This window comes from Fluviicola sp., from assembly GCF_039596395.1.
Lineage (GTDB): Bacteria > Bacteroidota > Bacteroidia > Flavobacteriales_D > Crocinitomicaceae > Fluviicola.
The window spans coordinates 718,627-731,774 of record NZ_JBCNJT010000002.1; the positions used below are offsets into that span (position 1 = coordinate 718,627).

General features: G+C 44.7%; 11 protein-coding genes. 3 read left to right on the forward strand and 8 right to left on the reverse strand.

Features of this window, described 5'->3' with window-relative positions; translation table 11 throughout:
- Positions 1 to 24: 24 nt before the first annotated feature.
- The 8 genes from ABDW02_RS12020 to ABDW02_RS12055 form a co-directional block, all read right to left on the reverse strand.
- Positions 25 to 741: a signal peptidase II gene (locus ABDW02_RS12020; RefSeq protein ID WP_343634801.1), complete on the reverse strand. Its 717-nt coding sequence runs from the start codon at positions 739 to 741 to the stop codon at positions 25 to 27.
- Position 742: 1 nt separating this feature from the next.
- Complete coding sequence (locus ABDW02_RS12025; protein WP_144334364.1) at positions 743 to 1,123, reverse strand: TraR/DksA C4-type zinc finger protein; 381 nt, start codon at positions 1,121 to 1,123, stop codon at positions 743 to 745.
- Between the two features lie 235 nt (positions 1,124 to 1,358).
- Complete coding sequence (gene rsmA / locus ABDW02_RS12030) at positions 1,359 to 2,144, reverse strand: 16S rRNA (adenine(1518)-N(6)/adenine(1519)-N(6))-dimethyltransferase RsmA (RefSeq protein ID WP_343634802.1); 786 nt, start codon at positions 2,142 to 2,144, stop codon at positions 1,359 to 1,361.
- Positions 2,134 to 2,460 carry a DUF4286 family protein gene (locus tag ABDW02_RS12035; protein WP_343634803.1) on the reverse strand — a complete coding sequence of 109 codons (327 nt, stop codon included), beginning with the start codon at positions 2,458 to 2,460 and terminating at the stop codon, positions 2,134 to 2,136. Before ABDW02_RS12035 ends, rsmA begins: the two co-directional genes overlap by 11 nt.
- A gap of 73 nt (positions 2,461 to 2,533) precedes the next feature.
- A complete protein-coding gene (locus ABDW02_RS12040) occupies positions 2,534 to 5,371 on the reverse strand; it encodes a MopE-related protein (protein ID WP_343634804.1) in 2,838 nt (945 codons plus the stop codon).
- A gap of 161 nt (positions 5,372 to 5,532) precedes the next feature.
- On the reverse strand, positions 5,533 to 6,120 hold the full coding sequence (locus ABDW02_RS12045; RefSeq protein ID WP_343634805.1) for a riboflavin synthase: 588 nt from the start codon (positions 6,118 to 6,120) through the stop codon (positions 5,533 to 5,535).
- A 44-nt stretch (positions 6,121 to 6,164) separates the two neighbouring features.
- Positions 6,165 to 7,577, reverse strand: a complete 1,413-nt coding sequence (locus ABDW02_RS12050; RefSeq protein ID WP_343634806.1) for an O-antigen ligase family protein — start codon at positions 7,575 to 7,577, stop codon at positions 6,165 to 6,167.
- 29 nt (positions 7,578 to 7,606) lie between these two features.
- On the reverse strand, positions 7,607 to 8,602 hold the full coding sequence (locus ABDW02_RS12055; protein ID WP_343634807.1) for a Wzz/FepE/Etk N-terminal domain-containing protein: 996 nt from the start codon (positions 8,600 to 8,602) through the stop codon (positions 7,607 to 7,609).
- A gap of 207 nt (positions 8,603 to 8,809) precedes the next feature.
- Between ABDW02_RS12055 and ABDW02_RS12060 the strand changes: the two genes are divergently transcribed.
- The 3 genes from ABDW02_RS12060 to lepA all read left to right on the forward strand — a co-directional run bounded on the left by ABDW02_RS12060 (position 8,810) and on the right by lepA (position 13,059).
- Complete coding sequence (locus ABDW02_RS12060) at positions 8,810 to 9,682, forward strand: bestrophin family ion channel (RefSeq protein WP_343634808.1); 873 nt, start codon at positions 8,810 to 8,812, stop codon at positions 9,680 to 9,682.
- A gap of 101 nt (positions 9,683 to 9,783) precedes the next feature.
- Positions 9,784 to 11,169: a gliding motility-associated C-terminal domain-containing protein gene (locus tag ABDW02_RS12065; protein WP_343634809.1), complete on the forward strand. Its 1,386-nt coding sequence runs from the start codon at positions 9,784 to 9,786 to the stop codon at positions 11,167 to 11,169.
- A gap of 93 nt (positions 11,170 to 11,262) precedes the next feature.
- Complete coding sequence (lepA, locus tag ABDW02_RS12070; protein WP_343634810.1) at positions 11,263 to 13,059, forward strand: translation elongation factor 4; 1,797 nt, start codon at positions 11,263 to 11,265, stop codon at positions 13,057 to 13,059.
- Positions 13,060 to 13,148: the final 89 nt, after the last annotated feature.

The window sequence follows — 13,148 nt, forward strand, 5'->3', positions numbered from 1 at the left end:
CTCATTGATAAAAAAAACGGAAGATTACTCTTCCGTTCCTGGTATATTTTCTTCGGTAGAAACCGGATTTGGTTTTGCAACCACGTTTTTTTTATTCTCTTTCGGGAAATACTTCCGTTGTCTGAAAATGATCATGATGACCCCGATACTGATTGCGGCGTCTGCCACATTCCAGATAGCCGGGAAGATCTGGTTATCCCCGTTCTTATCGTACCACGGAACCCAGGATGGCCATTCCGCATTGAACTGGAACATATCGACCACGTTCCCCAGTAAAAACCCGGTATGACGTGTTTCGTACTTTCCTACGATCCCGCAATCCGTCCAGATTCCCGATCCTTCCAAATGATTGAACCCGATACACGGATCGTAATCAAAAATGAAGTCGTAGAACATGGAATCGATCAAGTTCCCGGTTGCCCCGGCAAATACCAGCCCGATTGCAAGCAGGAATTCTGTTTTAGCTCCTTTACGCCACTGTTTTACGAAGTAATAAGCGATCGCTGCACTTGCAAAAATTCGGAAGATACTCAATCCCAATTTTGCCCAGATACTTGCCCCGAATGTTGTTCCGAAGGCCATTCCCTGGTTTTCGATATACAATAACCGGAACCATGAACCGATCGCATTTACCGGCGGATCGTAATAGTTGAAATGGGTTTTCACCCAAATCTTGGTTATCTGATCAATAAGCAATATGCAGAATACCGCTATGACAACGATATAGAGTTGTTTCTTCAACTTATTTGTTTTGCATGTTTTTAGCTTCGATGCTCAATGTAGCATGCGGTACCAGTTTCAAACGCTCTTTTTGGATCAATTTACCGGTAACACGGCAAATACCGTACGTTTTATTCTCAATACGCATCAGGGCATTTTTCAGGTTTTCGATGAACTTCTCCTGGCGGGCTGCCAATTGAGCTACTTCCTCACGAGATAACGTTTCCGACCCATCTTCCATCATATTGAAAGTTCTGCCCGTATCATCTGTTCCATGATTGTCGTTTGACAAAGACGCTTTCAACATATCGTAATCGACATTCGCCTCTTTCAACTTCTCGTTGATCAACTGACGGAATTCTTCCAATTCACTATCTGAGTATCTTGTTTTCTCTTGTGACATTACAACGTAATTTTTGAAATTCGCACAAAAATAATCGAATTTTCAGAGGAGTAAAGCGAAAAGGATGAATGGTAACAATTACTTATTCACAGAACCAAAGAATTAATACCCGATTTTGTTAGTAAAGCCTTGGAAACACTGATAACACAGGGTAAATCACAGAAAATGTTAAAGTAAATGAATATCATTCGTTTCTTTGGAAGAAACGTGGAAATATCCCCGGAATCAGCGGATTTTAATCAACAGTACGGTGTTTTTCCACCCAGTTGGTCAACTCGATAAATTCCTCCACACCCAATCTCTCCGGCCTTAACTGGAGCATCGGGTTTTCTTCGTAGCTTTCGGGAAGCAATGCTTTGATGGAATTACGAATGGTTTTGCGTCGCTGATTGAAGGACATTTTTACCACCTGCTTGAACAGTTTTTCATCGCAGGGAAGTTTTTCCCGGTCGTTTCTGGTGCAGCGGATCACTCCCGACTTCACTTTCGGCGGTGGATCAAATACGTGTTCATCTACTGTAAAACAGTATTCAATATCGTAATAAGCCTGCAGCAACACGCTCAGGATTCCGTATGTTTTTGTTCCCGGTTTTTCGGCTACGCGTTCGGCAACTTCTTTCTGGAACATCCCCATGATCTCAGGAATCGAATCCTTGAAATCGATGCATTTGAACAAGATCTGCGAAGAAATATTGTACGGGAAATTTCCCAGTACCGCGAAAGGTTTGTCTCCTACAATACTTTTCGGGTCCATTTTCAGGAAATCCCCGAATGTAATCTTCCCTTCCAATTGCGGAAAATGCACTTTCAGGTAATCCACAGATTCTTCGTCCAGGTCCATCACATACAAATCCGTTTCAGGGTCCTGCAGCAAGTATTCCGTGAGCGCTCCCATTCCGGGACCAATTTCGATAGCCGTTTTCACTCCCTTGTGATGGGTAAACTGATCTGCAATCTTCTTACAGATGTTCTTATCTTTCAGGAAGTGCTGTCCTAAATGTTTCTTTGCTCTAACGCTCATGCCGGAAATGTTGAATAACGTTTAAAGTGCTTCTGAAAGCCGCAAAACGCCCTTCATACCTGGTTTTATGATCAACCTGCAAAGCAGCAGCGTGATTTTTCTGATAATCGTCGAGGTGTTCCTGGCTATAAGCCACATAAGTCATTGCATAGGTGCATGCTCCGTCCTCCTGCTCGTTCATTTTAGACATGCGGCTTTCCAAAAAACAACCGGTTGCCATTACCTCGGGAATGTGAACTGTTCGCATCCAATTGACCCAATCCTGCTCAATTGCCGGATCAAGGCTTACCGTAACGTTATAAATGATGTGTTCCATTAATGCAAAGGTACATAATAAGTAGGGGCGCGATTAATCGCGCCCCTACTTATTGCATTTTTTGATATTATAATTAGTTTTTCACCCAGCGAACCAAAGCAGTTCCTGAATCAGAAGTCAGGCGAATGAAATATACTCCCGGAACCAGGGAATCCGTATTGAATTCCAGTTCGTTTGCAGATTTCTGAATAGCTGTCAACTTCATTTCTTTACCGTCAACACCTGCGAAAACTACCTGGAATCCGTTCCATCCGTTGCTCATGTTCAATACTACCGAACTTGTTCCCGGATTCGGGTATACATTCAGGTTTGCAAGGATTGATTCTTCGATACCCAAAACTCCGTCAACTCCGTCACAGTTCTCATCGATCGTGTTTCCGGTATTGTCTGTAGCTCCCGGATGGATTGCCGCATTTGTATCGTCACAGTCGGTATTATTCGTAACATATCCTGCAGGCTGAGTACAATCTGTTACAGAAGACGTAGGGTCTCCGTATGTATCGTTATCAGCATCTTCGTAATAAGTCAACATGGTAAATCCTTCGTCGATGTCGCCGTCACAGTTGTTGTCCACTCCGTCACAAACTTCTGCTGCGCCCGGATTAATGTCTTCGTCCGAATCGTCGCAATCGTCATTGTTGGTTACGGAACCGGCAATCGGAGTACAAGAGTTTGTTCCTGCATCAGCTGCATCACCAAATCCGTCAGCATCAGCATCCACATAATAAATCACCACACTTCCGATCTGATCATCTGCGTCGTTACAATCTGTGTTGTCCGCAACATAGTTTGCCGGTTGTGTACACTGAGTCAACGAAACCGCATTGTTTCCTAAACCGTCACCGTCATTATCCTGGTACCAAACCGCACCCGGGAATGCATCTTCGTTTGTGTCGTCACAATCTGTATTGTCCAACACGTATCCTGCCGGAACAGAACAAGCCGATTGAGAAGTTGCAGGATCACCGTATCCGTCACCGTCTGCATCTGCATAATAGGTTGTCGGAGTAAGTGCATTGATATTACCCATGATTTTCACATTATCATGACGATAAGTCGATCCGGTTTGACCGATTCCCGTAATATACCATCTGAATTCAATCGTATTGATTACGTTATCAAATACTGCCGGTAAATCAATTGTATCGGTTTTCGCAGTACTGTTCGGTAATGTTTTCGTTGCAATATCCGCAGTGAAATTGTCCAGGCTTGATCGCAGGTGAACAGTTGGTGTACCTCCGGTATTACTTGTTTTATGTAAGAATATAATCCGGTTTAAATCTAAGCTATAGCAACTTGCCGGTGTTACATTAAAGCTGAAATACTGAGTTGGATCAACCGTAGCTGAAGTATTAAACCCTGCAAAATTGATTACATCCGCAGCTGTCTGACAAACCAAAGTAGATCCTGTAGCAGCATATGGACCGAAAGTCGCATTTGCAGGCTGCGTTGTAACCTCCATAGATGCAACAACAATCGGGCAGGTATTTCCCTGGAACTCATACATTCCCAAAGTTGTTCCCATGGTGTTCAAATCGGAACCATTACAGTCTTCGTCCACTCCGTTATTCGGAATTTCAGTAGCACCCGGGTGAGCCGCAGGGTTGTTGTCGTTACAGTCTGTATTGTCCAATACGTAGTTGGCAGGCTGTGTACAAGCAGTTTGAGAAACAGCAGGGTTTCCGTATCCGTCACCGTCGGTATCTGCATAATAGGTTTGTGCTGCTCCGATCGCATTGTTGGAATCATTACAGTCATTGCCGTTTGAAACATAGTTTGCAGGTGCTGTACATGCAACTTGTGTAACAGCCGGATTTCCCAGTCCGTCACCGTCCGCATCAGCATAGAATGTTGTTCCAACAGTGATTGCAGGGTTTGAATCGTTGCAATCGTTTGAGTTGGTAACGTATCCCGGGATCGGTGCACATCCTGTTTGAGAAACAGCAGGGTTTCCGAAACCATCCGCATCTGAATCCTGGTAATATGTAATAGAACCTGTAATTGTCAGGTTGATCGTCATAATACTGTCACAACCAACAGCATTCGGGATCGTATCATTGTACGTTCCTGACGTCATATAAGTCTCATCCCCGGAAGGAACTGTGTAAGATCCGCAGGCAATCGGAGAAATGGTAGAAGTTGTGTTGTTTTTGATCGTTAAGTTAATCGTTAAAACACTGTCGCAACCAGCCGCGTTCGGGATGGTATCGTGGTAAACCCCGGAAGCGAAATAGGTTTCATCTCCGGAAGGAACTGTATAAGAAGTACATTGTGGCGCCGGAGTAATCGTTGCAGCAGTGTTGATACATCCTCCTGTTGCTGTAACGGATCCGCCGAAAGCCAAACCAACTGTTCCTGCAGAAGGAGAGTTATAACCCCATCCTCCTGTGGTTGTTTGTCCGCTGGCATAAAAACGGATAGTAACTGTAATATTATCCGGCACATTTTGCAGCGCTGAAATACCGCTTAAGTTAATTTGTGACATGGCACCGTTTCCAATTTTCACGAAAGGCGAACCGATCAATGTGAAGTTGGTTCCGTCCAAACTGTAAGCGTATTGCATGGAAACACCCGGAGATGCTGAAAAGCTTGCTGTTCCAGCAAAAACAGCATCAATAGATGTAAGTGACAATTGATATCCCGGAGCCGCTGAAAAAGTATTCTCAAAGTAATCCGTATTTGCAACTGAAATACCATTGTTTAGAAAACCAACCGTACGGAAGGAGTTTGATCCTGCTGAAGCTGCAGCACCAGAACCGCGTGTTAAAGTGGGTGAAGCATCCAGATTGGCAGCATAAACCTCAGCGGTACTCGTCGCTAAAGTACTTTCTCCCGTAAAGTCCCATGAAGCGATCTGTGCGATCCCCATCATCGGAAGAAGGGTGATTAGAATGAGTAAAAGTCTTTTCATTTTTTTTGAAATTTTTCCCAAATGTATGAAAAGACGGAGCTATGTTCCTAAAAATTTTACAGTTTACCGGAACAAAACTAAATTTTAGTAAAAAATTTAGTTGTTGAATTTCAATTAGTTACAAAAACTAAATCGATTTAAATAAAAGTATTATTAAATCATTAAGCTTTCTGTTGCTCCATTAAGCGGGCTACATATTTTCCAATAATGTCGAATTCCAGATTCACCCTTGTTCCCACTTGGAACGAATGAAAATTGGTGTGTTCCTGTGTGTAGGGAATAATGTGAACGGAAAACAATCCTTTTTCAGAATCTACAACGGTTAAACTGACACCATTCACGGTGATGGATCCTTTTGCCACGGTAGGCTGATCAAAATCATAACGGAATGTGTATTTCCAGCTTCCGTTCAGATCATCAATGGAAACACAGGTTGCAGTAGTGTCTACATGTCCCTGCACAATGTGTCCGTCGAGCCGTGCGCCCAGCAGCATACAGCGCTCCAGGTTTACTTTCGATCCCACTTCCAGGTCGCCCAGGTTGGTTTTATCCAATGTTTCCTGAATGGCTGTCACTACGTATGAATCACCGTCCAGCTTTACAACCGTTAAGCAGCAACCGTTGTGAGCCACACTCTGATCGATTTTCAATTCGTGGGTAATGGAAGATTCTACTGTAAAATGAACATTGCTTTGATCTTTTTCAATCGCAACAACGGTCCCGAGGGTTTCTATAATGCCTGTAAACATCGTGTTTTTTGTTGAAGATTTGTGTCTGTCCGCTTAAGCGAACTTTATCTCTGGCTCAGCTTGATCTGATTCAAGCGTGCTCTTAAGGCTATAAAGATAGCACACATAGACCAAATAGGAACAGCTGCCTTATCCGTATCTAAAAAATTATTGAGGAATCCGTGAATGAAGTAGGTCGACAAAGCAATGATGAAACCCATTAAGAGCGTTTTGATTTCCCGGTCTTCCGACGGCCACTGATTGTAAAGCGTAATCCCTTCGTAAAAGATCGCAGCTACAATGGCCAGCATGCTCAGCATCCCGATCCAGCCCATTTCAGCCAGAGGCCCCAGATATTCACTGTGCGCATTTCCCATATTCCCGAAGTTGGTGGAAATGATCGTCAGGTTTTCCGGGCGCTGGAAACGGGCATATTCGAAGGAATACATTCCCGGGCCAAATCCTACCCATGGGCGTTCCTTAAACATGTCAATGGCACAATTCCAGCGATTGATACGTTCCAGGTTGGAAGCATCCGTTGTAACGTTGGTAGCACTCTGCAAACGCTCTCCGAATTCTTCGGTCGTGTGTTCGTATTTGTTCCGGGCCAGATCCTGCTGGATCTCATCCCAGGAAGCCCAAATGTAGATTCCGACCACCAGCGTTATTCCGGCAATCCAGGAGAATTTTACTTTGAAGCGGATCAGCATCCAGATGACCATCCCCAAAAAGACGCTCAACCAGGCTGCACGTGTGTAACTGAAATACAATCCCAGGATGGAAATCACCATGAAACCGATCAGGATAAACTGGAGTAGCGGCCCGTGCTTACGCGAAAAGTAAAAGGAGAAAATCAACGGAACGACCAAAGCAACCAACGCACCGTAAATCGTGTGATCCTTGAAAAACGGCCACATGACCCAGTGACTTTCCTTTTCCCCGAAGCGGTAGGAAGCGTGCACCAAAATGGTATAGGTAATTGCGATAATCATGGCAGAGAGGAACAACCACAGGAACCAGCGGATTTTCTTCGGATCATAAAATACCGAACTTCCATAAAACAAAACGGGAACAATGAACCAAAGCCGCGCTAACAGGAATTTCAGGGATGTCACCGGATTTTCACTGGTGATGGATGTGAAAAAGATCCAAACCAAGTAAAAGACAACTGTCCAGACAATGGCCGAATTCCTTAAATAAGTGGGGAAAACCCGGTATTTCAGATTTTGGATCAACAGCAAAAGCATGGTCCCGAAAAGCAATGGTTCCGTAGGTACGAACAGCCCGAAACTGTCTGTATACTCTTCTATATTGATGGACAAAGGAGTTGCTGCGATGATAAAAAAGAAGGTGTATTCCGTGTAGAACAGCGCAACAAACAAAACAATCAGGGCGTAGGGAATAAGCGGAATGTATTCGTTGTCGAACCAAAACCCGTAACCCAGTAAACCGACAAAAGCCAGTCCGAGGGTTAACAATAACTTATTTTCCCGTAAAAAAGCCACGTTTATGCCAGCTTGCGGATTTCTTTGATCTTATCCTGGATCAATAGGGCAAAGACCATGAACACAAATGTTCCGAAAGTTGCCAGCAACATAATGATCAAACGCTTCGGCTTGTCTTTCTTATCTGCTACCACGGCACGTTCCACGATGAACTTGTGGTTGAACTGCGTATTGGCATCCGATTCCGCCTGTTCATAGGAAGCCGCGAAATCAGATAATTTCATGATCTTTTCATTCCGCACATATTCCAATCCGTCGAATACCGCTCCATACTTCAGGTTGATATCGATACGCGCTTTATAATCTGCTTTGTCTTCCGCATTTTTCGCTTCTACGTATGCCTGGAAAAGGTTCGCACGCCCTTCCAGCGGAACTACTCCCAAAGCAGCCAGTGAATCCAACTGGTCCAAAACCGCTTTTTTATCCGCTTCCAATTGTTCTTTCTTGCGTTTGTTGATCTCGAAAGCTGGAACCGTACGTTCCATCACCATTTCGTTTTTCACGGTATCGATCAGGTCCACGATCTTGTTGGCCATATCTGCAGCCAGTTGCGGATCTCTGTCCAATACATCGATCTGGATGGAACCGTAACGCGTACGCACAAATAAAATGTGGCTGTTGTATTCCTTTACCAGTTTGTAGTGCTTATTGGCGTCATCCGGCTCGATTTCATAATGCTTCATCAAATCGAATTGCTGAACCACTTTATCGCGCACTTTGGAAGACTGAAGGATCTGGATCAATTGTTCGGCCTGCTCCTCTTCCCCGAAGTCCATGGAAGAAGCTTTTGCATTTCGCTGTTCGGAGAAAGATACCGTACTGGTTGCCGCCGGGAATACGATTGCCGTAGACCGGTATAAAGGTGTCATTAAGAAAGCAATCACGGTGGAAACCACGAGTCCCGCGGCAGTAACAATGATTAGTATTTTACGCTTAGCCCATAATGTAACGAAGAGATTCATCCGTTGTTCCTGCATTACCTTGCTGCTTTCTTCCATATCCAGTTTCAATTAAGAGTTGCAAATTTATCCCAAATTAGGCAATAGCCAAATTCTAGCGCCTAATCGATGAAAAAATCGCTGTTTGTAGCATTTTTCCCTGGTAAATCCTGTCCTGAAATTTACCCAACGTGCAGATTAACGTGTTTTTTACCGGAAAATTATCACTGACCCAAAATTGATTATTTTTGCTCCTCAATTCAACTCATGATTTCATACAACCCTAAAAGCTGGCTGGCACTCATTTTTCACTTAACAAAAAGCGATACGATTTCCATTCTCTGGAGGGAATTGGTCTTTATTTTTGTGTTTACGATGGGCGTGGCTTTGGCGGAAGACCTTTTCTTTCCGAAAGCGATGGTGCTGGAAAAGCTGTTTTCGATCTACTCGATCCTGGGGTTCGTGATTTCCCTGTTGCTTGCTTTCCGCACCAATACGGCTTATGACCGCTGGTGGGAAGGACGTAAAAACTGGGGCCAATTGGTCAATGATTCCCGCAACCTGGCCGTGAAATTAACTTCACTGGATTTAAGTACGGAAGACAATCATTTCTTCGGGCGTCACATCGGGAATTTTGCTTTGTGCATCAAGGAACATTTGCGGGCAGGAACCAATTACGACATACTGGACATTACTCCCGAAGAACGCACTTTCCTGGAAGGCCTGGACCACGTTCCGTCGGGGATTGTGGAATTGATGTACTGCCGTTTGAACAAGCTGAAAAAGGCAGGCGTTGTTTCCGAAGAAGACCTGATCAGACTGGACCGCAACCTGAACGGTTTCCTGGATTGTGTAGGTGCCTGCGAGCGCATCAAAAACACGCCGATCCCCTATTCCTATTCGATGTTCTTCAAGAAATTCATCTTCAGCTACGTCATTACGCTTCCGTTTGCTTTCGTGGTGAATTTCGGCTATTGGTCGGCCATCATTGCAACTTTCATTTTCTATGTATTCGTAAGTATCGAAGTCCTGGCAGAAGAAATCGAAGATCCGTTCGGAACCGACGACAACGACCTTCCGACCGATGAAATGGCTCAGCGCATCCAGGGAATTGTACGCACGATTTTGGATAGGGTGTAAATCCTAAAACCAATTCTTCAATTCCAGTGAAATTTCAGAAATTTAACCGTAATTTAGCTGCAATCAACCAATTAATTAACGCTTAAATTTCGTTAGATCACATGAAAGCTGCTCTCCATCCGAAACATTTCCTGATTGGAATCCTGTTCCTGTTCACGGGTTTGGTGTATTCCCAAACTACCGCAGATACACTAATCCTTTTGGCCAATCAAAAGCTTTACAAAGTCAATAAGAATAACGGCGGAGTCAATCCTTATCTGAATATTTCCAATTTCCCGGCGGCCGATCCGTTCAGCCTCGACTGGAGTGAGTCCCAAAGTTGTTATTATGGAATCCAGGTCCCTTTGGGAAATTCAATCTTCCGGATTTCTGAAACCGGGGTTTATACTACGCTAGGTGCTGTGAACGTTCCCGGCTACACCATTTCCGTTATGGAAGGAATTGCTTTTAATCCGCAGGACAACCAATTGTATGCTTCGGTGAGCCTCAACGGGGGTGCTTCGCAAGGCGATTATTGTTCGGAAACTTTGATCCGGATCAACACCGCTACGATGCAGGGACAAATTATCGGGGTTTTTAGTCATCCGACTACGAATGCCATTGAATCGGAAGCTGACGCCATCGAATTCGATGAACAGGGAGTCCTGTATTATTTTGATTGTTCGGTCAACTCCGACAGCCGCGTTTTCAAGCAGGATATGGCTTTTGCCAATCCGCCGGTGCTGCTGTGCCAGGATTCCTACTACTCCATGACCGATTTAACCGTGAGAGACAATACCATCTTTATCTCCCGGGGAAGCGGAGCGTATATTATTAATTCCTGCCCGGTTACAGGAGGATCTTTGCAAACGGTACTGGTCTCTTCAGCAGGTTTCCCGTCCGGGACCCAGTTGCGCGGAATAACCTGGAAACCGGAAGACTGCACCCAAATGCCGGTTGCAAGTTTTACCGCTACGGATGCAACAACCGGTTATCCGGGCCTGACGGTTCACTTTTCCAATTCCAGTCAAAATGCGACTTCTTTTGTTTTTGAGTTTGCACCAAATCTGACGACTTCCACCACGGATGTCACGGAAATCGTTTCAGCAACATTTACGCAGCCCGGTATTTACCCGGTGGTGCTTACTGCAAGTAACGGTTCGTGTTCGGATACCGACACAATCTATGTTACTATCCTGGCTCCCGATCCGGGTACCGAGCCGGAACCGCAACCGGAAAATGCATCTATTGCCAATTCCTTTACTCCGAACGGAGACGGGATCAACGATGAGTTTTTCCTCCCGTTTCCGGACGCCCTAAAAATACATGTCGACATTGTGAACCGCTGGGGGAACCGCGTGGCCGAATTAAACGCTCCTACTGAAAAATGGGACGGACGCATCAACGGCGATCCCGCATCAGAAGGAGTTTATTTCTTTACCTATCAGGTAACACTTCCAACAAATATCCAGTTGACAGGTCATCATTTTCTAACGTTGATCCGGTAATTGGCCGGTTCTTTTTATCCGGGAACGCTTTTCACGCTTTCAGCGCATAAGTATCCGGAACAAATCTGAAAAAAAAAGCATTATCTTTGCGCCATGAAGCATATCCGCAATTTTTGTATTATCGCGCACATCGATCATGGTAAGAGTACTTTAGCAGATCGTTTGTTGCAAACAACAGGGACTATTTCAGATCGTGAAATGCAGGCTCAGGCACTCGACGATATGGACCTGGAACGTGAACGCGGTATTACCATTAAATCGCACGCCATTCAAATGAATTATAAGTTTGAAGGGCAGGAATATGTTTTGAACCTGATCGACACACCCGGACACGTGGATTTCTCTTACGAGGTTTCCCGTTCCATTGCGGCGTGTGAAGGAGCTTTACTGATCGTAGATGCTTCCCAGGGAATTGAAGCACAAACTATTTCCAACCTGTACCTGGCTTTGGAGCACGATTTGGAGATTATCCCGATCCTGAATAAAATGGACCTTCCGGGTGCCATGCCGGAAGAAGTAACGGACCAAATTGTTGATCTGATCGGTTGTGACCCAAGTGATGTTATCCCTGCTTCGGGGAAAACCGGTTTGGGTGTAGAAGATATTTTAAGAGCTATTATCGAGCGCATTCCTGCCCCGACAGGAGACGAGAATGCACCGCTTCAGGCCATGATCTTTGACTCGGTTTTCAATTCATTCCGGGGAATCATTGCTTACTACCGCGTGAAAAACGGGGTGATCAAAAAAGGAGATAAAGTACGTTTCCTGAATACCGGGAAGGATTACAATGCAGATGAAGTCGGCATCCTGAAAATGGACCTGAGCCCGAAAAATGAAGTTCGTGCGGGTGATGTGGGATACATCATTTCAGGGATCAAGACTGCCAAAGAAGTAAAAGTAGGAGATACGATTACGCTGGCATCCAATCCGACTACGGAAGCTATCAAAGGATTTGAGGACGTTAAACCGATGGTATTTGCCGGAATCTACCCGGTAGAAACAGACGAATACGAAGAATTGCGCTATTCCATGGAGAAATTACAGTTGAACGATTCCTCGCTGGTTTTCGAACCGGAATCTTCCGCTGCACTTGGTTTCGGTTTCCGTTGCGGATTCCTGGGAATGCTGCACATGGAAATCATCCAGGAACGTTTGGAGCGCGAGTTCAATATGACCGTGATTACAACGGTACCGAACGTATCGTACTACTGTTACACAACTAAAAATCCGGATGACCGCTTTACGGTGAATAACCCGTCCGAATTGCCGGACCCGTCTACGATTGACCGCATTGAAGAACCATATATTAAAGCGCAGGTAATCACGAAAAGCGAATACATCGGTCAGATCATGACGTTGTGTATTGAAAAACGCGGTGAATTGAGAAACCAGGTTTATTTGACACAGGACCGCGTTGAATTAACGTTCGAAATGCCTTTGGCAGAAATCGTATTTGACTTCTACGACCGTTTGAAATCTGTTTCCCGCGGTTATGCCTCTTTCGATTACCACCCGATCGGTTATAAGGAATCTGATTTGATCCGCATGGACATGTTGCTGAACGGAGAACAGCTGGATGCACTTTCTGCATTGGTTCACCGTAGCAATGCTTACGACCTTGGGAAGAAAATCTGTGTGAAGCTGAAGGAACTGATCCCAAGACAGCAATTCGAAATTCCGATCCAGGCAGCTATCGGTGCGAAAATCATCGCACGTGAAACGATCAAGGCTTTGCGTAAGGATGTAACTGCAAAATGTTACGGTGGTGATATTTCCCGTAAGCGTAAATTATTGGAAAAACAGAAAGAAGGAAAGAAACGCATGCGCCAGGTAGGAAAAGTTGAAGTTCCGCAGGAAGCATTCATGGCGGTATTGAAATTGAATGATTAAATAAAACCCGACGGGTTTAAAAATAGTGGTAGGGGCGAAAAATTTTTCGCCCCTACTTATATGTAATAATTCAATTCATTTCTTTAGTC